General features: G+C 55.9%; 17 protein-coding genes and 1 other annotated feature. Of the genes, 6 read left to right on the top strand and 11 right to left on the bottom strand.

Annotation, left to right across the window (positions count from 1 at the left end; translation table 11 throughout):
• The first annotated feature begins 91 nt into the window (after positions 1-91).
• Together L383_RS22900 and ybaL are read left to right on the top strand one after the other, a co-directional pair.
• Positions 92-1294: an MFS transporter gene (locus L383_RS22900; protein ID WP_023332256.1), complete on the top strand. Its 1203-nt coding sequence runs from the start codon at positions 92-94 to the stop codon at positions 1292-1294.
• Positions 1295-1526: 232 nt separating this feature from the next.
• A complete protein-coding gene (gene ybaL / locus L383_RS22905) occupies positions 1527-3203 on the top strand; it encodes a YbaL family putative K(+) efflux transporter (protein WP_014882816.1) in 1677 nt (558 codons plus the stop codon).
• Between the two features lie 185 nt (positions 3204-3388).
• Here the strand turns inward: ybaL and L383_RS22910 are convergent, their stop codons facing one another.
• The 9 genes from L383_RS22910 to L383_RS22950 all read right to left on the bottom strand — a co-directional run bounded on the left by L383_RS22910 (position 3389) and on the right by L383_RS22950 (position 12755).
• Positions 3389-4693 carry an inosine/guanosine kinase gene (locus L383_RS22910; protein WP_023332255.1) on the bottom strand — a complete coding sequence of 435 codons (1305 nt, stop codon included), beginning with the start codon at positions 4691-4693 and terminating at the stop codon, positions 3389-3391.
• A 62-nt stretch (positions 4694-4755) separates the two neighbouring features.
• On the bottom strand, positions 4756-5718 hold the full coding sequence (gene hemH, locus L383_RS22915) for a ferrochelatase (RefSeq protein WP_014882814.1): 963 nt from the start codon (positions 5716-5718) through the stop codon (positions 4756-4758).
• A gap of 124 nt (positions 5719-5842) precedes the next feature.
• Positions 5843-6487, bottom strand: a complete 645-nt coding sequence (gene adk, locus L383_RS22920; RefSeq protein ID WP_006809841.1) for an adenylate kinase — start codon at positions 6485-6487, stop codon at positions 5843-5845.
• Between the two features lie 195 nt (positions 6488-6682).
• Positions 6683-8557: a molecular chaperone HtpG gene (htpG, locus tag L383_RS22925; protein ID WP_023332254.1), complete on the bottom strand. Its 1875-nt coding sequence runs from the start codon at positions 8555-8557 to the stop codon at positions 6683-6685.
• Between the two features lie 110 nt (positions 8558-8667).
• Positions 8668-9273: a recombination mediator RecR gene (gene recR / locus L383_RS22930; RefSeq protein ID WP_023332253.1), complete on the bottom strand. Its 606-nt coding sequence runs from the start codon at positions 9271-9273 to the stop codon at positions 8668-8670.
• Positions 9273-9605, bottom strand: coding sequence for a YbaB/EbfC family nucleoid-associated protein (locus L383_RS22935; RefSeq protein WP_014882811.1), 333 nt, complete (start codon positions 9603-9605; stop codon positions 9273-9275). The genes recR and L383_RS22935 overlap by 1 nt, the downstream gene beginning before the upstream one ends.
• 54 nt (positions 9606-9659) lie before the next feature.
• Complete coding sequence (gene dnaX, locus L383_RS22940) at positions 9660-11585, bottom strand: DNA polymerase III subunit gamma/tau (RefSeq protein ID WP_023332252.1); 1926 nt, start codon at positions 11583-11585, stop codon at positions 9660-9662.
• Positions 10266-10330: a sequence feature (DnaX frameshifting element), on the bottom strand. It overlaps the preceding gene by 65 nt.
• A gap of 88 nt (positions 11586-11673) precedes the next feature.
• Complete coding sequence (gene apt / locus L383_RS22945; RefSeq protein WP_000127359.1) at positions 11674-12225, bottom strand: adenine phosphoribosyltransferase; 552 nt, start codon at positions 12223-12225, stop codon at positions 11674-11676.
• 152 nt (positions 12226-12377) lie between these two features.
• Entirely contained in the window at positions 12378-12755 is a 378-nt protein-coding gene (locus L383_RS22950) for a DUF454 family protein (protein ID WP_023332251.1), read from the bottom strand.
• A gap of 50 nt (positions 12756-12805) precedes the next feature.
• Here L383_RS22950 and priC point away from each other — a divergent pair, with 50 nt between their 5' ends.
• Both priC and rsmS read left to right on the top strand, forming a co-directional pair.
• Positions 12806-13333, top strand: a complete 528-nt coding sequence (gene priC / locus L383_RS22955) for a primosomal replication protein N'' (RefSeq protein ID WP_023332250.1) — start codon at positions 12806-12808, stop codon at positions 13331-13333.
• Between the two features lie 14 nt (positions 13334-13347).
• Complete coding sequence (gene rsmS, locus L383_RS22960; protein ID WP_014882807.1) at positions 13348-13533, top strand: pleiotropic regulatory protein RsmS; 186 nt, start codon at positions 13348-13350, stop codon at positions 13531-13533.
• A 1-nt stretch (position 13534) separates the two neighbouring features.
• Here rsmS and mscK read toward each other — a convergent pair whose 3' ends face one another.
• Positions 13535-16882, bottom strand: a complete 3348-nt coding sequence (mscK, locus tag L383_RS22965) for a mechanosensitive channel MscK (RefSeq protein ID WP_032628730.1) — start codon at positions 16880-16882, stop codon at positions 13535-13537.
• A 112-nt stretch (positions 16883-16994) separates the two neighbouring features.
• The gene (acrR, locus tag L383_RS22970; protein ID WP_014882805.1) at positions 16995-17648 is read right to left on the bottom strand and encodes a multidrug efflux transporter transcriptional repressor AcrR; all 654 of its coding nucleotides are present in this window, start codon (positions 17646-17648) and stop codon (positions 16995-16997) included.
• Positions 17649-17789: 141 nt separating this feature from the next.
• On the opposite strand from acrR, the gene acrA reads away from it, so the two are divergent.
• Both acrA and acrB read left to right on the top strand, forming a co-directional pair.
• The gene (acrA, locus tag L383_RS22975; RefSeq protein WP_014882804.1) at positions 17790-18983 is read left to right on the top strand and encodes a multidrug efflux RND transporter periplasmic adaptor subunit AcrA; all 1194 of its coding nucleotides are present in this window, start codon (positions 17790-17792) and stop codon (positions 18981-18983) included.
• A 22-nt stretch (positions 18984-19005) separates the two neighbouring features.
• Positions 19006-22152 (top strand): multidrug efflux RND transporter permease subunit AcrB, encoded by a 3147-nt coding sequence (gene acrB, locus L383_RS22980; protein WP_014882803.1) that lies wholly within the window; start codon positions 19006-19008, stop codon positions 22150-22152.
• The last annotated feature ends 63 nt before the right edge of the window (positions 22153-22215 follow it).

Genomic DNA, 22215 nt, shown 5'->3' with positions numbered 1-22215 from the left:
AATTGCGACTTTCTTCAAATGTCCCGGGCGGGTATGTTAGTCGGATAATAATTACACCCTGCATCTCTAATAACAAAACAACGTGGTATTTATGGCAATCAGCGAATCAACCCCGGCGTCGCCGCCAAAATCGCGCACCTCTTTTAAGGTATTAGGCGCAATCAGTCTTTCGCACCTGCTCAACGACATGATCCAGTCGTTGATTCTGGCAATTTATCCGCTGCTGCAGTCCGAGTTTTCGTTAACTTTCGTGCAGATCGGGATGATCACCCTCACCTTCCAGCTGGCTTCCTCGCTGCTGCAACCGGTGGTGGGCTACTGGACGGACAAATACCCGATGCCGTGGTCGCTGCCGATTGGCATGTGCTTTACCCTGAGCGGTCTGGTATTGCTGGCGATGGCTGGCAGCTTTGAGGCGGTGTTGATTGCTGCCGCGCTGGTGGGTACCGGGTCGTCCGTCTTCCACCCTGAGTCCTCACGCGTGGCGCGTATGGCCTCCGGCGGCCGTCACGGGCTGGCGCAGTCACTTTTCCAGGTCGGCGGTAACTTTGGCAGCTCCCTCGGCCCCTTGCTGGCGGCGGTGATTATCGCCCCGTATGGCAAAGGGAACGTGGCGTGGTTTGTGCTGGCCGCACTGCTGGCGATTATCGTGCTGGCGCAGATCAGCCGCTGGTATGCCGCTCAGCATCGCGTAAATAAGGGGAAACCTAAAGCGAAGGTTATCAATCCCCTGCCCCGGAATAAGGTCATTCTGGCGGTTTCCGTACTGCTGGTGCTGATTTTCTCGAAATACTTCTACATGGCAAGCATCAGCAGCTATTACACCTTTTATCTGATGCAAAAATTCGGATTATCGGTACAAAATGCGCAAATCCACCTGTTTGCCTTCCTTTTCGCGGTTGCTGCCGGAACGGTTATTGGCGGGCCGGTGGGCGATAAGATTGGCCGGAAATATGTTATTTGGGGCTCTATCCTCGGTGTCGCGCCGTTTACCCTTATTTTGCCGTATGCCAGCCTCGAATGGACGGGCATTTTAACCGTGATCATTGGTTTTATCCTCGCCTCGGCATTTTCCGCCATTCTGGTCTATGCCCAGGAGCTGTTACCGGGCCGTATCGGTATGGTTTCCGGACTCTTTTTCGGTTTCGCCTTCGGTATGGGCGGGCTTGGTGCAGCGGTGTTGGGGATGGTCGCGGATCACACCAGCATCTTCCTGGTTTACAAAATCTGCGCTTTCCTGCCACTTCTGGGGATGTTGACCATATTCCTGCCTGATAACCGTCACAAAGCGTGAATTACAGGTAGCCAAAGTAAAACTTTGGCCACCTGCCCCCCTTGTGCCATAAGGGTTTCCTCTCCATCCCTGACCTGAATTTATCAATATGCGCTTTTTTACGCGCATATTGCCGTTTTATTCAAACTTCAACAATTATTCATAAACATAAGGGCAAAAATTGTCATAAACTATTACCTGGTCTTTTGGTATTCACGCCAAAAATGGAACACTCACCGCGAAAGGAGACGGAATGCACCACGCCACACCGCTTATCACCACCATTGTTGGTGGACTTGTGCTCGCTTTTATCCTTGGCATGATTGCCAATAAACTGCGTATTTCTCCTCTTGTCGGCTATTTATTAGCGGGGGTTCTGGCGGGACCGTTTACGCCAGGTTTTGTCGCGGATACCAAGCTGGCGCCTGAGCTGGCGGAATTAGGCGTGATTCTGCTGATGTTTGGTGTTGGCCTGCACTTTTCCCTGAAGGACCTGATGGCGGTAAAGTCGATCGCCATACCTGGCGCGATCGCCCAGATAGGGGTGGCGACGCTGCTGGGGATGGCGCTTTCGGCCGTGCTGGGCTGGTCGTTGATGACCGGTATCGTATTTGGGCTGTGTCTCTCAACCGCCAGTACCGTGGTGCTGCTGCGCGCGCTTGAAGAGAGACAGCTGATAGACAGCCAGCGCGGGCAAATCGCGATAGGCTGGCTGATTGTGGAAGATCTGGTGATGGTGCTGACGCTGGTGCTGTTGCCTGCCGTCGCCGGAATGATGGAAAAAGACAACATCGGCTTCGCCTCGCTGGCGCTGGATATGAGTATCACCATCGGTAAAGTGGTGGCGTTTATCGCCATCATGATGCTGGTGGGCCGTCGTCTGGTGCCGTGGATCCTGTCCCGCAGCGCGGCGACCGGCTCCCGCGAGCTGTTTACGCTTTCCGTGCTGGCGCTGGCGCTGGGGATCGCTTTTGGCGCTGTTGAACTGTTCGACGTCTCCTTTGCCCTGGGCGCGTTCTTCGCCGGAATGGTGCTGAACGAGTCTGAGCTGAGCCACCGCGCCGCGCATGACACCCTGCCCCTGCGTGATGCCTTCGCCGTGCTGTTCTTTGTCTCCGTCGGCATGCTGTTTGATCCGATGATTCTGGTTCAGCAGCCGCTGGCCGTGCTGGGCACGCTGGCGATCATTATCTTCGGTAAGTCGCTCGCCGCCTTCTTCCTGGTGCGGATGTTCGGCCACTCCCCGCGTACGGCGCTGACGATTGCCGCCAGCCTGGCGCAGATTGGTGAGTTCGCCTTTATCCTCGCGGGTCTGGGTATGGCTCTGAACCTGCTGCCCCAGGCGGGGCAGAATCTGGTGCTGGCGGGGGCGATTCTGTCGATTATGCTGAACCCGGTCCTGTTTGCCCTGCTGGAAAAATACCTCGATAAAACCGAAACGCTGGAAGAGCAGACGCTGGAAGAAGCCATCGAAGAGGAGAAGCAGATCCCGGTGGATATCTGCAACCATGCGCTGCTGGTCGGCTTTGGTCGCGTGGGCAGCCTGCTCGGTGAGAAGCTGATGGCGCAGGGCATTCCGCTGGTGGTGATTGAAACCTCACGCACCCGCGTTGATGAACTGCGCGAGCGTGGTATACGTGCGGTACTGGGCAATGCGGCGAACGAGGAGATTATGGCGCTGGCGCATCTGGACTGCGCGCGCTGGCTGCTGCTGACTATTCCGAATGGCTATGAAGCGGGCGAGATTGTAGCCACCGCGCGTGAGAAATGCCCCAATATTGAGATTATCGCCCGGGCGCATTATGACGATGAGGTGGAGTACATCACCGAGCGCGGTGCGGATAAGGTAGTGATGGGCGAACGTGAGATTGCGAACACGATGCTGACGCTGCTGGCGAAACCGCCGGTTGAAGAGGCTGTTACGGGGTAAGATTTTTGCGGTCTGATGCCCTCACCCTGACCCTCTCCCACAGGGAGAGGGAACAAACACTAAAAACGGCAACGGGCGTTGCCGTTTTGCTTTTACCTTGTGCGGTCTGATGCCCTCACCCTGGCCCTCTCCCACGGGGAGAGGGAACAAACACTAAAAACGGCAACCGGGTTGCCGTTTTGCTTTTACCTTTCCCAATAAGCCTCTTCGAGGCTGTCTTCCCGTTCCGGCAGGCCACGCGTTAAGCGCGGTGAATGCTGGTTCAGCACCTGATAACTCACGCGGTTCGCGTACTTACACACCTGCGCCAGCGACGAATAGGTCAGCCAGTTGAACTTGTGTTTGCTGGAGTTGGGTACGTTGGTTTTATGGTAGGCATTGGCGGTAATGTCGTGCAGCAGTGCTGCCAGCGCGCCGTCACCCGCCCCGTTGGTGTTCATGATCTTCTCCGGTCCGCCCATATAAGGCGCAATGTGGGAGTAGATACGCAGCGGGTTGAGGCAATCTTTATGGCGCATGCCGCGGCTAAACTCGTACTGGTTGAACTCGGCAATCGCGCCAGGGAGCAAAGGGTGCTGGGTTTTGCGTTTACTCTCTTCTTCCGTAAAGCCCGCCATATAGAGCCCGACGGGGCCGGCAGTGCAGAGCACCAGATCCACCCAGTCCAGCGCTTTGTCAGAGGCCAGCAGCGGATCGCTCTCACCGGTGAGCGCTTCGGCCTCTTCTTCGTTCATCGCCAGAATTGAGACGTGCTCTTTCAGGAACGCCTGCCACCACTCGGGGTTATCGGCAATCACGAATTTGGTGCCCAGCGTGAGAACCACCGGCACGTCGTACTTTTTCGCGTACTCGATCGCTTTCATGGTCGCTTCCGGCATCGGCTCGCCCGGCTTGCAGCGTACCAGATAGGAGGTCAATACCAGCGCAGAGGCACCCGCAATCACCTCTTCAGGAATACTCTCGGCGCGCAGCTTATTCATATGGCCAGGGCTGATGGCAAACGTACGCTCCCCGGACTCGCCGATCAGCGTGAAGCAGCGGCCAATCGGCCCGTTAACGCCCTGAAGATAGTTCAGATCGGTACGGCTGGAGGTGTTGCACAAATAGCGGTAGGCATAACCACCGATTTCAATGTTACTGCACATCACGCCGAGCAGTACCGAGCGGTCATCGGCCAGCACGGAGTAGTTGTGCATAGTGTTACCGATGGTCCCCCCGGCAAACTGATGGGTAATGAGATTTTCACGCACCAGCTCCTGGTACAGCGCTTCGGCAACGTCGTCTTCGATCACCAGTGAGTGACCGGCGCTCAGACCATAACGGGCGACAAACTCATCATCCACTTTCGCTTCAATGTCCACCAGCGTCTGGTCGATACCAACGACCCAGGCGGCGCTGGTTTCATTTTCAGGCTGGATTTGCTGCAGGAGCGGATCGCGCGCATCAACGGGAAAGTAGTGTTTGGATTTACGTTTACCGGGAAATTTCATGGTCTGAACTGTATGAAGAATATGGGCCGGGAATGGTAGCACAAACCCGGCCTGGAGTGCGATCAGCGGCTGTTCGTCACCAGCGAGACCATCATGTCAATATGTTCAGGCGAGTCGTTAAGCGCCGGAATGTACTCGTACTTTTCGCCGCCAGCCTCAAGGAAAAATTCCCGGTTTTGCACCGCGATCTCCTCCAGGGTTTCCAGGCAGTCCGCCGAGAAGCCTGGCGACATCACCTGAATGTGCTTAACCCCCTTCTCGCCAAGCATTTTGAGGGTTTCATCGGTGTACGGTGTCAGCCACGGCTCGCGACCGAAGCGCGACTGGAAGGTCATCATCACTTTTTCCGGCGGCAGGCCGAGGGCAGAAACCAGCTCACGGGTGGTATCGCGGCAGCGCTGCGGATAATCATCCCCTTCGTTGGCGAAACGCTGTGGGATCCCATGATAGGAGAGCAGCAGCAGATCCGGCTCGCCGTGCTTTTCAAACGACGCGCGCGCGCTGTTGGCAAGCGCCTTGATGTAGAGATCGTTATCGGCGTAATCGCGAATAAAGGTCACGCCAGGAATGCGGCGACGGGTCGCCAGAATGCGCGCCAGCTCGTCCCAGACGGCGGCCACCGTCGAGCAGGAGTATTGCGGGTAGAGCGCCAGCACCACGATATGGTCTACACCCTGCGCCAGCAGTGATTCCACCGCGCTTTCCAGGGACGGTTTTCCGTAGCTCATGCCGAGCGCGACGGGCATATCCGGCAGGCGGGCGGCCAACGCTTTTTCCTGACGACGGCTGTAAACCATCAGCGGCGAGCCCTCCTCCATCCAGACGGACTGATAGAGTTTGGCGACGCGCGGAGAACGAATCGGCAGAATCACGCCACGCAGCAGCGGCCACCAAAGCAGTCTCGGGAAATCCACAACGCGCGTGTCGCTTAAAAATTGTCGCAGGTAGCGTTTTACCGCGTCTGATGTAGGTGCTTCTGGAGTGCCCAGATTGGCAAGCAGGATGCCGGTTTTCGCCTGACTCATTCACGCCTCTTAACCATTTGATAGGTTGTCAATTGTAGCGGAAATGCGTTTAAACGAAACCCATTGCTGTAATAGGTAAGGTGAGAATATTTCTCACCCGGGGACCCGGGTGAGAGACGCGCGATTAGCCGAGGATTTTTTCCAGCTCTGCACGTACGTCAGCCACGGCTTTGGTGCCGTCGACTTTGGCGTATTTGGTGTTACCCGCCTGCGCTTCTTTGGTGTAGTAGCCGATCAGCGGCGCGGTCATCTGATGGTATTCCACCAGGCGTTTACGCACGGTCTCTTCCTGATCGTCTTTACGGGTGGTCAGCTCTTCGCCGGTCACGTCGTCTTTACCTTCAACCTTAGGCGGGTTGAATTTGATGTGGTAAACGCGGCCAGAAGCAGCGTGTACGCGACGGCCAACGATACGGTCAACGATCAGCTCGTCCGGTACGTCGAACTCGAGAACGTAGTCCACGTTGATGCCCGCTTCTTTCATGGCGTCAGCCTGAGGAATGGTGCGTGGGAAGCCGTCCAGCAGGAAACCGTTACGGCAATCTTCCTGAGCAATGCGCTCTTTGACCAACGCAATAACCAGCTCGTCGGTTACCAGCTTGCCTGCGTCCATGATGTCTTTCGCTTGTTTACCCAGCTCGGAGCCAGATTTTACAGCGGCGCGCAGCATGTCACCGGTGGAGATTTGCGGAATACCGTATTTCTCCATGATGAACTGAGCCTGAGTTCCTTTACCCGCGCCCGGAGCGCCAAGCAGAATAATACGCATTGCGAAAATCCCCTCAAATGTCGTTTCAATTTTTCAAAAGCGCTAAACAATACCACCAGAACGGACATCGCTCAAGGAAGGCGGGAAGGCTGAAACGGTTAACGGGGGGAGATAATTTGGGTGAGTGCAGTCTGGGGCCCTCACCCCGGCCCTCTCCCACAGGGAGAGGGAGAAGACCAGGGGAGGCGTGGTCAGTTACGCCAGAAGCAGCGCATTCACACGTTTAATGAACAGGTTAGGGTCTTCCAGCGTGCCGCGCTCGGCCAGCAGGGACTGATCCAGCAGCAGCTCAACCCACTCGGCAAAGCGTGCTTCGTCCTGGGTATCCGCCGCGCGTTTCACCAGCGGATGATCCGGATTAAGCTCAAAGATATATTTCACTTCCGGCACCGCCTGGCCCGCCGCAGCGAACAGCTTCGCCATCTGAGTGCTCATTTCGTCGGCATCGGTCGTGACAATGGCCGGGGTATCGGTCAGACGGTGAGTGAAACGTACCTCTTTCACACGGTCACCCAGCAAGGTTTTCACGCGCTCAACGAACGGCTCCAGCGCCTTCTCGGCTTCTTTCGCGCTTTCATCTACCTCATCCGCCAACTTGTCGATGGACTCATCGGCTTTTGCAACCGACTGGAACGCTTTACCGTCGAACTCGGTCAGGTAGTTCATCATCCACTCGTCGATGCGGTCAGACAGCAGCAGCACTTCGATGCCTTTCTTGCGCAACAGCTCAAGGTGCGGGCTGCTCTTCGCCGCCGCGTAGCTGTCGGCGGTGATGTAGTAGATCTTCTCCTGCCCTTCTTTCATGCGGGAGACATACTCTTCCAGCGACACGGTCTGCGCGGAGGAGTCGGTGTGCGTGGAGGCGAAGCGCAGCAGCTTAGCAATGGTTTCAACGTTTGCGGTGTCTTCTGCCGGGCCTTCCTTCAGCACCAGGCCAAACTGTTTCCAGAAGGTCTGGTATTTTTCCGCATCGTCTTTCGCCAGTTTTTCCAGCATCTGTAGCGCACGTTTGGTCAGGGCGTTGCGCAAGTTACGGGTGACGGTGCTGTCCTGCAGGATCTCGCGGGAGACGTTGAGCGGCAGATCGTTGGAATCGATCAGACCGCGCACGAAGCGCAGGTAGTTCGGCATGAACTGCTCGGCGTCGTCCATGATGAAGACGCGCTGCACGTACAGCTTCAGGCCGTGCTTGTGATCGCGGTTCCACATATCCCATGGGGCCTGCGCCGGGATGTACAGCAGGCTGGTGTACTCCTGCTTCCCTTCCACGCGGTTGTGGCTCCAGGTCAGCGGGTCGGTAAAGTCGTGGGCGATGTGCTTGTAGAACTCGTTATATTCGTCGTCTTTAATTTCAGACTTGTTGCGCGTCCACAGCGCCTGCGCCTTGTTGATTTTCTCCCAGGAAACCACGGTTTCGCCGTCTTTCTCTTCCTGTTTTTCAATCTCAACCGGCAGAGCGATGTGATCGGAATATTTGCTGATGATGGAGCGTACGCGCCAGTCGTTCAGGAAATCATCTTCCCCTTCACGCAGGTGCAGGGTGATTTCAGTCCCGCGGTCTGCTTTGGTGATGTCGTCAACGGTGTACTCACCTTCGCCTTTGGATTCCCAGAGCACGCCGTTCTCCGCGCTGTCGCCCGCCGCACGGGTACGCACGGTGACTTTGTCCGCCACGATGAACGCTGAGTAGAAGCCCACGCCGAACTGACCGATCAGCTGGCTGTCTTTCGCCTGGTCAGAGCCCATGGACTCAAGGAACGCTTTAGTGCCGGATTTGGCGATGGTGCCGAGGTGGTCGATCACCTCGTCGCGATTCATCCCAATGCCGTTATCGGCGATGGTCAGGGTGCGGTTCTCTTTATTGAAAGAAACGCGCACGCGCAGCTCGCCGTCGCCTTCATACAGATCCGGGTTAGACAGCGCGCGGAAGCGCAGCTTGTCCGCCGCATCGGAGGCGTTGGAAATCAGCTCACGCAGGAAGATTTCTTTGTTGGAATACAGGGAATGGATCATCAGGTGCAGAAGCTGTTTTACTTCTGACTGGAAACCACGGGTTTCTTGTCCTTTCATCTAAGTCGACCTCAACAATGCCATTTAATGGGGTTGTAAAACGTTGAGTGAGAAATGGGGATAAGGGAGAGAAATTTCAAGCGGAGGCCGCGAACGCAGCCTCCGTTTGGTCAGAAAATAATCTTGTGACGCCCGACCAGAGAGTGCGACAGCGTGGTGCCGTCCACCATCTCCAGCTCACCGCCCACCGGCACGCCGTGGGCGATGCGGCTGGCGTCAACGCCGTACTGTGAGCACAGCTCGGCGATGTAGTTGGCGGTTGCTTCCCCTTCCACCGTTGGGTTGGTGGCGAGGATCACCTCTTTAATCGTTTCGGACTCAAGACGCTGTTCAAGGCGGTCAAGACCGATATCGTCCGGGCCGATACCGTCCAGCGGGGAAAGATGCCCCATCAGCACGAAATAGCGGCCGGAAAACTGCCCGGTTTGTTCGATGGCATAGATATCCGCCGGACTCTCTACCACGCAAATCTGACCGTTTTCCTGACGACGCGGATTCGAGCAGATGTTACACACATCCTGCTCGGTAAAGGTACGGCAATCCGCACAGTGACCAATTTCTGACATCGCGCGGGTCAGAGCCTGCGCCAGGCGCATCCCGCCGCTGCGATCGCGCTGCAAAAGCGTGAACGCCATGCGCTGCGCCGACTTCGGGCCAACGCCCGGCAGGCAGCGCAGAGCTTCCATTAACTGCGTGAGCAGCGGACTGGTTTGCATCAGAATGGCATCTTAAAGCCCGGCGGCAGCTGCATACCGCTGGAAACAGAGGCCATTTTCTCTTTCTGGGTTTCGTCGATACGGCGCGCAGCATCGTTAAACGCGGCAGCAACCAGATCTTCCAGCATCTCTTTGTCGTCTTCGAGCAGGCTTGGGTCGATTTCAACGCGACGGCAGTTATGCGCACCGTTGATGGTCACCTTGACCAGACCGGCACCGGATTCACCCGTGACTTCCATCTGAGCGATCTCTTCCTGCATCTTCTGCATTTTTTCCTGCATCTGCTGAGCCTGCTTCATCAGGCCACCCAGACCGCCTTTTCCACCAAACATAGGCTTCTCTCTTCTTTCACGTTTAAGGATTACAACCGTAAGTCAGACTCACGATCAAATGGGGCGAATACTCTCTTCATCCAGATCGGCGTCGAAGAACCGGCGCAGGGTCTGAATGTTGTTATCCGCAATAATCGCCTCGCGCGCCTGCGCGAGTTTCTCTTCATAAATGGCCTGGCGCCACTCAAGCGGCGTTTTCACTGCCGGATTATCATCTTCAATGATAGTCAATTCAACCGGCGCACCCTGTAATGTGGCGAGCGCCTCGGCCAGCGCCTTTTGCGCGCCTGGCGAATTCAGGTGTCGCTGACCAGGACGCAGGTGTAAACGCACCTGATTACCGTCCTGCTCTTTCCAGGCGTTCAGCGCAACCTGCTCGACCAGCTTCGGCAGCTGCAGTTTGCTGACCTCAGCGGCCCAGGCATCGCGGGCAATAGATTCTTCTGCGAGCTTCGCGGAAAGCTCCGGCGTTTTCTCATGCTCCAGCGCCTTTTTCAGCGCTTTCGGCGTGGCGACCTCTTCCTTTACCGTTTCGACAACGGTGGTCGCCTTCCAGCGGTATGCCTCTTCTTTCGCCGGGGCTTTCTGCTCGAGCGCGGACGGTGCCGGGCGCGACTGTACGCGCTCCGTTACCGAGGCCAGTCGTTCAAGCGCGGCGTTGTTCACCGGCCGCGCTCTTCCTGGCGCTGCCGGTTCACTCTTTTTTGGTTTGGTTACTCCCTGCGCACGCTGCAACTGACTGCGAGCGGCAAGCACCGAACTGGTGGCATCCGACAGCGGCACGTTTTGCGGCGGCGGTGTCGGCTGCGGTGGCACCTGCGGAGGTGACATCACCGCCGTTGGGGCGACCGGGGCGAAAGACTGCCGCGGCACTTCCGGTTCCGGCAGCGGCATGCGCGGGTGGAACGCCAGCGCGCGCAGCAGCGTCATTTCTACGCCCATCCGGGGATCCGGCGCGAACGGCAGCTCTTTACGGCCAATCAGCAGGGTTTGGTAATAAAGCTGTACATCGGCAGGCGGCACGGTGCGGGCAAGTTCACGCATCCGCTGTTCAATGGCGGCCATATCTGCGCCAATTGCCGACGGAGAGAGCTGCAGCATCGCCACGCGGTGCAGCAGGCTGAGCATCTCAACCAGCAGCGCTTCCCATTCAATACCCCGGCCAGCGGCAGCATTGACCAGCGTCATGACGCGTTCACCGTTGGCGGCAATCATCGCTTCGATGAGTGAAAGCGCCTGATCGTCATCCAGCGTACCGAGCATGGTGCTGACTGCTTCGGTAGAGAGCTTGCCGTCACCGCTGGCAATCGCCTGGTCGGTCAGGCTCAGCGCATCACGCAGGCTGCCGTCCGCTGCACGCGCCAGCAGTTGCAGGGCGCGCGGCTCGTGGACGATCTTCTCTTCGTCGAGAATGTATTCGAGCTGGGCGCGGATCTGTTCGACGTCCAGGGCCTTCAGGTGGAACTGCAGGCAGCGGGACAGAATGGTGACCGGCAGCTTTTGCGGATCGGTCGTCGCCAGCAGGAATTTCACGTGCGCGGGCGGCTCTTCCAGCGTTTTCAGCAGGGCGTTGAAGCTGTGGCGCGACAGCATGTGCACTTCATCGATCAGATAGACCTTGAAGCGACCGCGCGCCGGGGCGTACTGCACGTTGTCCAGCAGATCGCGGGTATCTTCCACTTTCGTGCGCGAGGCGGCGTCGATCTCGATCAGATCGACAAAACGCCCCTGCTCGATCTCCCGGCAGTTATCACACACGCCGCACGGCGTGGCGGTGATCCCGGTTTCGCAGTTGAGACCTTTAGCCAGCAAACGGGCAATTGAGGTCTTACCGACGCCGCGGGTTCCGGAGAAAAGATAGGCGTGATGGATGCGACCTAGCGACAAGCCGTTCGCCAGGGCCGTCAGCACATGCTCCTGACCGACAACGTCAGCAAAGGTTTGTGGTCGCCATTTACGGGCTAACACCTGATAACTCATGGGCAGGCTCTGCAACGCTGGAAGGTGAATTTATGGAGGGGAATGCTATCACAACCTCACCCATTGAGCGAGGTTGTGAAAACCGGGATTAATGACCCGGGAATGGCACCAGGCTGTAGCTGGTAATGCCCTGTTTTTCGAGGCGCTGTTCGCCGCCAAGATCGAACAGGTTAATGATGAAGGCCGCGTCGGTCACTTCACCACCCAGACGACGGATCAGCTTCACGGTCGCTTCAATGGTGCCGCCGGTCGCCAGCAGATCGTCCACCACCAGCACTTTGTCGCCAGGCTTGATCGCATCAACGTGGATTTCCAGCTGATCGGTGCCGTACTCCAGCTCGTAGCTCTCTGCGATGGTTTCACGCGGCAGTTTGCGCGGTTTACGCACCGGCACAAAACCCACGCCCATTGCCAGCGCAACCGGTGCGCCAAACAGGAAGCCACGGGCTTCGGTACCTACTACTTTGGTGATCCCGGCGTTTTTATAACGCTCGACCAGCAGTTCAATGCTGAGCGCGTACGCTTTCGGGTCTTCCAGCAAGCTGGTGACATCACGGAAAAGAATGCCAGGTTTTGGATAGTCCTGGATGCTTTTGATGCTGTTTTTCAGATATTCAAGCTGCTGTGCAGTTGCGGTCATCGGTTTGTGCCTAAATGAAACAGTGTTACTCACGACGCGCAACGGAGTGGGTAAAGGTAACAATCGTTTAACCTTTAACCAGGCGCGCCTGTGCTCGAAAACGGTCGAATTTACTGGCTGTACGCAATAATTGCAACAGCCATGATGAGGCTTCAGTGCTTTTGTTGCTTTTCATCAACCACGGGGATCCGCCACATGAAGATAAGCAGGCAGGTCAGAATGATCAGCAGCAGGATCCGCACCCACATCATTTTCACCAGCCATAATGAAATAGCAAAGGTAATGAGGATCACCGCGATCGCGCGCGGCTTCGCCCCGGGCGGCATGGCACGGTGTTTTTGCCAGTGGCGCAGATAGCCACCAAACCATGAGCGATAAAGCAGCCAGTGGTGAAAACGCGGCGACGAGCGGGCGAAGCACCAGGCTGCCAGCAGGATAAACGGCGTGGTGGGCAGTAAGGGTAAAACCACACCCAGTGTACCCAGCACTACCGCGAGCCAGCCAATGATGATTAAAATAGTACGCTGCATAATGCGAATCGTTATCAAACTGAACGGCTACTTTACCACTGGAGAGCGTTTTGAAAGCAGCCTTGCTTCTGGAGACGCTGCAAAAACAGTTGACCACCCTGCGAGCAGAGGCCACCCCTCTGCTGGGGCACGCCACGCTGAAGCCGCGCTTTGATCGGCAGCTTTTTCGTACCCGCAGTACGGTCATTCAGGATTACCTGGCTGAGGCGCAGACCCGCCTTGACGAGCTTTGCCATGCGGTTGAAAGTGAACAGCAGGAACAGGTGGCGTGGCTTGCAGAGCATCTCACTGAGCAAATCACCGCCCTGCATCGCGAAATTGCCGCCTGGCCGCTACGCGCCTGGGACAGCGGCTCGCCCGGACTCGGCAAATGGCAGCGCAAGCGGCTGGAGAATCAGGAGTTTGAACGCCGACTGTTTGAGATGAAACGTGAGCGCGAAGTGCGGCTGAATAACAGCGAAACGCTGGAAGAACAGCAATTATTGATGCGCGAGATTAGCGCCCTGGAAGGCCGCATTGTGCGCTGCCGTCAGGCGCTGGATGAGATTGAACGCGTCATTGAACGTTTGACCCGCTAACAGGAGCCACACCCATGTCACTGGAAAATGCACCCGATGAGGTCAAACTGGCCGTCGATTTAATTATGCTGCTGGAGAATCATGATATTCCCGCCGAAACGGTGCTGAAAGCGCTGGCGATTGTGCAGCGGGATTTTGAAGGAAAGGTGAAGGCCAGTAGCCCTCACCCTAACCCTCTCCCACAGGGAGAGGGAAAATAGATTAAGCCGGAGTGGGATCGTCACCTTTAATGTCGCGCTTCACTTCCGTATGCTCATCACCTTTTTCGTTACGCAGGTGAACTTCAAGCTGGTTGAAGGCGATATTAATATCGTTTTCACGGCACAGGCGATCGATAGACCGGTTAAGCTCATCTACCGTGTAGCTACGGTCACGCAGTTCACGCACGTATAAACGCAGTTCATGATCCAGCGTGCTTGGCCCGAAGGTGGTGAAGAACACCGCCGGAGCCGGATCGTGCATCACTTTCGGATGTTCTGAGGCTGCCTTCAGCAGCACCTCTTTCACCTTCTCCAGATCCGATCCATAGGCTACGCCCAGGCGGATCACCACGCGCGTCACCGTATCAGAGAGCGACCAGTTGATCAGACGCTCGGTCACGAACGCCTTGTTCGGGATGATCACCTCTTTGCGATCGAAATCGGTAATCGTGGTGGCACGAATGCGGATCTTGCTGACCGTACCGGAGAACGTCCCGATGGTGACGGTATCGCCAATTCGCACCGGACGTTCGAACAGGATGATCAGACCGGAGACAAAGTTACCGAAGATCTCCTGCAGGCCAAAACCCAGACCTACCGAGAGGGCGGCCGCCAGCCACTGGAGTTTATCCCACGAGACGCCCAGCGAGCCGAATACCGTCATCGCCCCGACAATAATAATGACGTAGTTCAGGATCGTAGTGATAGCGTACGACGCCCCCTGACGCAGGTTCAGCCGCGAGAGGACCAGCACTTCCAGCAGACCCGGCAGGTTGCGAATCAGCGCCCAGGCTACCACCGACGACACCAGCGCAAACAGCAGGCTGCCCATGGTGACGCTTTTCATCACCGCAGCGCCAGCTTCGGTGCCGTTGTACTGCCAGAGGGTGATGCTGTCGAGGTAGGCGAAAACGGTAATTAAATCAGACCAGATAGCCCAGAACATCACCGCAAACAGCGCGATCATCACCAGCATAGTGATACGCAGCGTCTGCTGGTTGACCTGCTCCAGCGCGATGGTCGGTTCTTCCTGTGGCTCCGCACCTTCGGCGCCCTCTTTCACCTGATGCTGACGACGCGCGATGGCACGACGGTAAGCAATACGGCGAGCCGCGACGCTTAACCCGCGCAGTACGGTTTGATAGAGCAGATTCCAGACGATCACCAGATAGACCGTTTCGATCCAGCGCCCGGACAGACGCAGCGTGGTATAGAAGTAGCCCGTCGCCGTGAGCACCATCAGCGCCAGCGGAATGATCGCCAGTACCGTCACGGTGGCCAGACGAATATTGTGGGATTCTTTATCACGCCAGCTATCGCGGCACATCGGCCACATGAGGATGGCAATCAGCAGCAGGTTCAGCATAATGACCAGCTGACCCAGCACATCATCCATCAGATGCAGCGGAGACAGTTCAGAAACAACCGACCAGAAGTGAAGCGGCAGCAGCGCCAGGCTGACACGCACAATCTGACGACGCCAGTGGCTGGTCAGTTGGGCAGGCATGTTGAAATGACGGACCGCAACGCCGTCTTTTTCCAGGACCTTCCAGCACAGGCCAAACACCAGCCAGAACAGCGCCAGTTTTTTGCTGAATGCCCACAGCAGATCGCTGACGTTAAGCTGCATGGTGAGCAGAATCAGGCCTACCGCCAGAATAATCAGGCACACCGGCAGAGCGCGAATAAGGTCGATCAGAATCGCTTTTGGCGTATGGAGCTGGCTGTCGTTGCGCAGTTGCCCCACTTCCGAGGCCAGCTTCGCCTGGTACTGTTTAAGCCATTTCAAACGCCAGCGAATCAGACCGGCAATCAGCAGCAGGGGTAATCCCGCCAGGAAAGCAATCATTACCGCAGGCCAGGCTTTCTCCCAGTTCACGGTGATTTTCATGCTCTTGATCTGCGTTTTCAGCTGCTCAGGGAAGGACTTCACCCAGTCCCAGTCCATCGGCTTGTTGCTGTTCACCCAGAAAATTTGCTGCGTCAAAATCTCCTGCAGGCTTTTGGAAACGCTGACCAGCTGCTGCTGGTTGATCTGCAGGTTGATGGCCATCATCAGCTGGTTGCCCAGCTGTTTGTTGAGCTGATCCAATAGCTCACGGCGCATATCGACGACCTGGAGCAGCGCGTCATGCACTTCCGGGTTCACGTCGCTGGAATGACCCTCTTCAATTTTGGCGACGAAGTTATCGCTCTGGAAAAGGGCATCACGCTGCTGATTCACGTCAAATTGTTCCAGACGCAAATCCGCAATGCGGTTAGTCATGTCTTCCAGCTCGTCGGCGGACGGCAGCGTCTGCTGCTGCTGGTAGAGAATACGCGACAGCAGGAGGCTACCTTTCAGGACCGCGATCTGTTCTTTGATGTTGCGTTCCGCCTGCAGCGCCCGATCCAGCCAGTTTTTCACTTTAATGTTTTGCTGAACCAGCGAGTTGCCGTTTTCCGTCGCCAGAATCAGACGCTGACTCAGCTGATGGTTAGCCTCAAGCTCCTGTTTCACCAGCGGGTTGGCCTGAATACGGGCTGTTTCGTCCGGCGATACCGCCTCCTGGGCCGTTTTTTCCGTCAGGGTCAGACGCTTACTGTTTACCGCTTCCTGCAGCAGCTGAAGCTGGTGTTCCAGACGATTAATATTCGCCGTGACGTAATCACGCTGTTTCTGGAGCGTGTCCTGCAGCACCGTATTCCCTTCCAGGCTTTTACGCTGCTGTTCAATTTGCGCATTGAGTAATGACTGCTGAACCAGCAGCAGAGTTTGCTGCGTTGGGCGAAGCGTCCCTTCCCCCACCGTCGTACCGTTCAGGCGGTTGCGGATCTGCTGCAGCTGCTGAGACGCGGTATACATCGAATTTTGCACGCGCTCGGGCTGGGTTTGCAGAGAGACGAGCTGACTGTTGTAGGTCGCGAGGTCGGACTGCGCGGTTTGCAGATCGTCGAGCAATTGGGCAACGCGCGACTCCAGCTGACGCAAAGAAAGCGTGGCGAGCGTCTTACGCGTTTCGTCGTCGTTATCGACGTCACTCAGCGCATTCAGCGCTTCCGTGGCCTTGCGCATGTTCTCAGGCGCTTGCGCCACCTTCTGACGAAGCTGGGTGGTTTCTGCTTTAACGCGCTCAATTTTATCAATGTTTTCCAGCGTCTCTGTCAGATCCTGCTGGGTGAGTTTCTCCTGCGGAGAGAGCTCTTTTTGTTTGTTCAGGGTGTCGAGTTGCGACTGAATATCACTGCGTGAGGGGATATCCGTACTGTTATCTGCGCGGGCCCACGAAAGCGGTCCGGTGGAGAAGAAAAACAGCATAGCAAAGAGCAATGCAAAAACAGGATGTTGCGAGCGATTGATGGGCAGCATAGTTGTGAATGATGTCAGCAGATGACCGATAATAGTCCGGCGTGAAGAATATCACGCTCGTCTGAAGCAGAATAGCGTGAACGTTATCCTCTAAGATAAATCCTGGAATGGCTCAGGCGGGTAACGAAGGGGCATCGCTGCGCAGCGTCGGGCAGAACTGACACATTTCCAGTAAAATCGCGACGTAGCTGCGTGCTTCCTGCTTGAGGTCAAAGGAGTCCGGCGCAAAAAGCCAGTTTTCCATCAGGCCCGAAATATAGCTGCGCATCAGGATAGCCGCCCGACGAGTCAGTAAATTAGCCGGTAACAGCTTCGCCTGCATACACTGGGTGAGCGTTTGTTCAATGCGGTCATAACTCTCCAGGCACAAACTACGCTGCGCCTGCTGCACCACCGCCATCTCGCCCACGAACTCGCATTTATGAAAAATTATTTCCATCATTAATCTGCGACGTTCTTCAACTACCGTAGCTTCAAGGATATATACTAATATCTCTCTTAATACTGAGAGTGGATCGTCAGGGAATTTTGCCCGATACTCACTCTCAAGATCGCTAATGCTGGACTCTGAAAGCTCCCAGATTTCACTGAACAGATCTGACTTATCTTTAAAATGCCAGTAAATCGCACCCCGAGTCACGCCAGCAGCCTGAGCAATTTGTGCCAACGAGGTTGATGAAACACCCTGCTGAGAGAACAAACGTATTGCCACATCAAGGATATGTTGTCGGGTTTCCAGCGCTTGTTGTTTAGTTTTTCGTGCCATAGGTGAGTGAATTTACAGGAGTCAGATTTACATACATTTGTGAATGTATGTACCATAGCATGACGATAATATAAACGCAGCAATGGGTTTTTGGACTCAGGACCATTGATCAATTTGAAATCGGACACTCGAGGTTTACATATGAACAAAAACAGAGGGTTAACGCCTCTGGCGGTCGTTCTGATGCTCTCAGGCAGCTTAGCGCTAACAGGATGTGACGACAAACCAGCTCAACAAGGAGCTCAGCAGGCGCCAGAAGTCGGCGTAGTGACACTCAAATCTGAACCTCTGCAGATCACCACCGAATTACCTGGCCGTACCAATGCCTATCGCATTGCGGAAGTTCGCCCTCAGGTGAGTGGCATTATCCTGAAACGTAACTTTACCGAAGGCGGTGATGTGAAAGCCGGTGAGTCTCTGTATCAGATTGATCCCGCGACCTATCAGGCCTCTTATGAAAGCGCCAAAGGCGACCTGGCAAAAGCGCAAGCCGCCGCCAAAATCGCCCAGCTGACGCTGAACCGTTATCAAAAACTGCTCGGTACGAAGTACATCAGTCAACAGGATTATGATACCGCTCTGGCCGATGCCCAGCAGGCTAACGCCGCCGTGGTGGCCGCCAAAGCGGCCGTCGAAACCGCACGTATTAATCTGGCCTATACCAAAGTGACCTCCCCTATCAGCGGTCGTATTGGTAAATCTTCCGTCACGGAAGGGGCGCTGGTACAGAACGGACAAACCACTGCGCTGGCTACCGTGCAGCAGCTTGATCCGATCTACGTTGACGTAACCCAGTCCAGCAATGATTTCCTGCGCCTGAAACAGGAGCTGGCTAACGGCACCCTGAAACAGGAAAACGGCAAAGCCAAAGTGGAGCTGGTGACCAACGACGGTATCAAGTTCCCGCAGGAAGGGACTCTGGAGTTCTCCGATGTGACGGTCGACCAGACTACCGGTTCCATCACCTTACGGGCGATTTTCCCGAACCCTGACAAAAATCTGCTGCCAGGTATGTTCGTTCGCGCGCGTCTGGAAGAAGGCACCAATCCAACCGCACTTCTGGTTCCACAGCAGGGTGTGACCCGTACGCCACGTGGCGATGCGAGCGCGCTGGTTGTCGGGGCGGATGACAAAGTCGAAATGCGCAACATTACCGCCACTCAGGCGATTGGCGATAAATGGCTGGTGACGGAAGGTCTGAAAGATGGTGATCGCGTGATTGTTACTGGTTTGCAAAAAGTTCGTCCTGGTGCGCAGGTCAAAGCACAGGAAGTGAAATCTGACGATAAACAATCTGCTTCGGCCGCTGACCAGTCAGAACAAACCAAGTCTTAACTTAAACAGGAGCCGTTAAGACATGCCTAATTTCTTTATCGATCGCCCCATATTTGCGTGGGTGATCGCCATTATCATCATGTTGGCCGGGGGACTTGCGATCCTGAAGCTGCCTGTCGCGCAATATCCAACGATTGCGCCACCGGCGGTGACAATTTCCGCAACCTACCCGGGCGCTGATGCGAAAACGGTGCAGGACACCGTCACCCAGGTTATCGAACAGAACATGAACGGTATCGATAACCTGATGTACATGTCCTCAAACAGTGACTCAACCGGTACAGTACAGATCACCCTGACCTTCGAGTCAGGTACCGATGCTGACATCGCACAGGTTCAGGTGCAGAACAAACTGCAGCTGGCAATGCCGCTGCTGCCGCAGGAAGTACAACAGCAGGGCGTGAGCGTCGAGAAATCGTCCAGTAGCTTCCTGATGGTTGTTGGCGTTATCAACACCAACGGCACCATGACGCAGGAGGATATTTCCGACTACGTGGGCGCCAACATGAAGGATGCCATCAGCCGTACTTCCGGTGTGGGTGACGTTCAGCTGTTCGGTTCTCAGTACGCGATGCGTATCTGGATGGATCCGAACAAACTGAACAACTTCCAGCTGACGCCGGTTGACGTGATTAACGCGATTAAAGCGCAGAACGCCCAGGTGGCAGCCGGTCAGTTAGGCGGTACACCACCTGTGAAAGGCCAGCAGCTTAACGCGTCCATTATCGCGCAAACCCGTCTGACCTCCGCCGATGAGTTCAGCAAAATCCTGCTGAAAGTGAATCAGGACGGTTCGCAGGTTCGCCTGCGCGACGTAGCGAAAGTGGAGCTGGGTGGCGAAAACTACGACATCATTGCGAAGTTTAACGGTAAACCGGCTTCCGGTCTGGGTATTAAACTGGCGACCGGCGCTAACGCCCTGGACACCGCCACGGCGATCCGCGCAGAGCTGAAGAAGATGGAACCGTTCTTCCCGTCAGGTCTGAAAATCGTCTACCCGTACGACACGACGCCGTTCGTAAAAATTTCGATTCATGAAGTGGTTAAAACGCTGGTAGAAGCGATTATCCTGGTCTTCCTGGTGATGTATCTGTTCCTGCAAAACTTCCGCGCGACGCTGATCCCAACCATCGCCGTGCCGGTCGTTCTGCTGGGGACCTTTGCCATCCTTGCGGCCTTTGGATTCTCGATAAATACCCTGACGATGTTCGGGATGGTGCTTGCCATCGGCCTGTTGGTGGATGACGCCATCGTGGTGGTAGAGAACGTCGAACGTGTCATGGCGGAAGAGGGTTTACCGCCGAAGGAAGCAACCCGTAAATCCATGGGCCAGATCCAGGGCGCGCTGGTCGGTATCGCGATGGTACTGTCGGCGGTATTTATCCCGATGGCCTTCTTCGGCGGCTCTACCGGTGCGATTTACCGCCAGTTCTCGATTACCATCGTTTCCGCGATGGCGCTGTCGGTGCTGGTCGCATTGATCCTGACGCCTGCGCTGTGTGCCACCATGCTGAAGCCCATTCAGAAAGGCGGTCATGGCGAGCATAAAGGGTTCTTTGGCTGGTTTAACCGCATGTTTGACAAGAGCACGCACCACTACACCGACAGCGTGGGCAACATCCTGCGTAGCACCGGTCGTTATCTGCTGCTCTATATCATCATTGTCGTCGGCATGGCCTATCTGTTCGTTCGTCTGCCAAGCTCGTTCCTGCCTGATGAAGACCAGGGCGTGTTCCTGACGATGGCGCAGCTTCCGGCGGGTGCATCGCAGGAGCGTACCCAGAAAGTGCTGGATGAAGTGACGGACTACTACCTCACCAAAGAGAAAGCGAACGTTGAGTCCGTGTTTGCGGTTAACGGCTTTGGCTTTGCGGGTCGTGGTCAGAACACCGGTATCGCCTTCGTCTCTCTGAAAGACTGGGCGGATCGTCCGGGCGAAGAGAACAAAGTTGAGGCCATCACTGGCCGTGCAATGGGGACCTTCTCGCAGATTAAGGATGCGATGGTCTTCGCCTTTAACCTGCCAGCGATTGTTGAACTGGGTACCGCGACTGGTTTCGACTTCCAGCTGATCGACCAGGGCGGTCTGGGTCACGAAAAACTGACGCAGGCACGTAACCAACTGTTCGGAGAGGTGGCGAAACACCCTGACCTGCTGGTTGGCGTGCGTCCAAACGGTCTGGAAGATACGCCGCAGTACAAGATCGATATCGACCAGGAGAAAGCACAGGCGCTGGGCGTGTCCATCAGCGACATCAATACCACACTGGGCGCGGCCTGGGGCGGTAGCTACGTGAACGACTTCATCGACCGTGGTCGTGTGAAGAAAGTGTACGTGATGTCAGAGGCGCAGTACCGTATGTTGCCGAATGATATTAACAACTGGTACGTTCGCGGCAGCAATGGTCAGATGGTTCCGTTCGCGGCGTTCTCAACGTCACGCTGGGAATATGGTTCACCACGTCTGGAACGTTACAACGGTCTGCCATCAATGGAGATCCTGGGTCAGGCCGCACCAGGCCGAAGCACCGGTGAAGCCATGAACCTGATGGAAGAGCTGGCGAGCAAATTGCCTTCGGGCATCGGCTATGACTGGACCGGTATGTCCTATCAGGAACGTCTGTCCGGTAACCAGGCCCCTGCCCTGTATGCCATTTCTTTGATTGTGGTATTCCTGTGTCTGGCGGCACTGTATGAGAGCTGGTCGATTCCGTTCTCCGTTATGCTGGTGGTTCCACTCGGGGTTATCGGTGCACTGCTGGCGGCGACGTTCCGTGGATTGACCAACGACGTGTACTTCCAGGTAGGCCTGCTGACAACCATTGGCTTGTCGGCGAAGAACGCGATACTTATCGTTGAATTCGCCAAAGACCTGATGGAGAAAGAAGGTAAAGGGCTTATCGAGGCGACGCTTGAAGCGGTACGTATGCGTCTGCGTCCTATTCTGATGACGTCACTGGCGTTTATCCTCGGCGTACTGCCGCTGGTTATCAGCTCTGGCGCGGGCTCCGGTGCGCAGAACGCGGTCGGTACTGGCGTGATGGGCGGTATGATCACCGCGACCGTGCTGGCTATCTTCTTCGTTCCGGTGTTCTTCGTGGTGGTTCGCCGCCGCTTCAGCCGCAAAAATGAAGATGTTGAGCACAGTCATTCGGTAGAACCGCACTGATACCGGTTTCACATCATAAAAAGGCCGCATTAGCGGCCTTTTTCATTTTAAGAAAAAATCATA

Source organism: Enterobacter sp. MGH 37 (assembly GCF_000534515.1).
GTDB classification, from domain to species: domain Bacteria; phylum Pseudomonadota; class Gammaproteobacteria; order Enterobacterales; family Enterobacteriaceae; genus Enterobacter; species Enterobacter kobei.
This window is presented reverse-complemented; position numbering and strand designations above follow the sequence as displayed.

Bases quoted from the DNA above. Each gene is read 5' to 3' on its own strand.
- L383_RS22900 (WP_023332256.1), top strand. From the start codon at position 92: ATGGCAATCAGCGAATCAACCCCGGCGTCGCCGCCAAAATCGCGCACC.
- ybaL (WP_014882816.1), top strand. From the start codon at position 1,527: ATGCACCACGCCACACCGCTTATCACCACCATTGTTGGTGGACTTGTG.
- L383_RS22910 (WP_023332255.1), bottom strand. From the start codon at position 4,693: ATGAAATTTCCCGGTAAACGTAAATCCAAACACTACTTTCCCGTTGAT.
- hemH (WP_014882814.1), bottom strand. From the start codon at position 5,718: ATGAGTCAGGCGAAAACCGGCATCCTGCTTGCCAATCTGGGCACTCCA.
- adk (WP_006809841.1), bottom strand. From the start codon at position 6,487: ATGCGTATTATTCTGCTTGGCGCTCCGGGCGCGGGTAAAGGAACTCAG.
- htpG (WP_023332254.1), bottom strand. From the start codon at position 8,557: ATGAAAGGACAAGAAACCCGTGGTTTCCAGTCAGAAGTAAAACAGCTT.
- recR (WP_023332253.1), bottom strand. From the start codon at position 9,273: ATGCAAACCAGTCCGCTGCTCACGCAGTTAATGGAAGCTCTGCGCTGC.
- L383_RS22935 (WP_014882811.1), bottom strand. From the start codon at position 9,605: ATGTTTGGTGGAAAAGGCGGTCTGGGTGGCCTGATGAAGCAGGCTCAG.
- dnaX (WP_023332252.1), bottom strand. From the start codon at position 11,585: ATGAGTTATCAGGTGTTAGCCCGTAAATGGCGACCACAAACCTTTGCT.
- apt (WP_000127359.1), bottom strand. From the start codon at position 12,225: ATGACCGCAACTGCACAGCAGCTTGAATATCTGAAAAACAGCATCAAA.
- L383_RS22950 (WP_023332251.1), bottom strand. From the start codon at position 12,755: ATGCAGCGTACTATTTTAATCATCATTGGCTGGCTCGCGGTAGTGCTG.
- rsmS (WP_014882807.1), top strand. From the start codon at position 13,348: ATGTCACTGGAAAATGCACCCGATGAGGTCAAACTGGCCGTCGATTTA.
- mscK (WP_032628730.1), bottom strand. From the start codon at position 16,882: ATGCTGCCCATCAATCGCTCGCAACATCCTGTTTTTGCATTGCTCTTT.
- acrR (WP_014882805.1), bottom strand. From the start codon at position 17,648: ATGGCACGAAAAACTAAACAACAAGCGCTGGAAACCCGACAACATATC.
- acrA (WP_014882804.1), top strand. From the start codon at position 17,790: ATGAACAAAAACAGAGGGTTAACGCCTCTGGCGGTCGTTCTGATGCTC.
- acrB (WP_014882803.1), top strand. From the start codon at position 19,006: ATGCCTAATTTCTTTATCGATCGCCCCATATTTGCGTGGGTGATCGCC.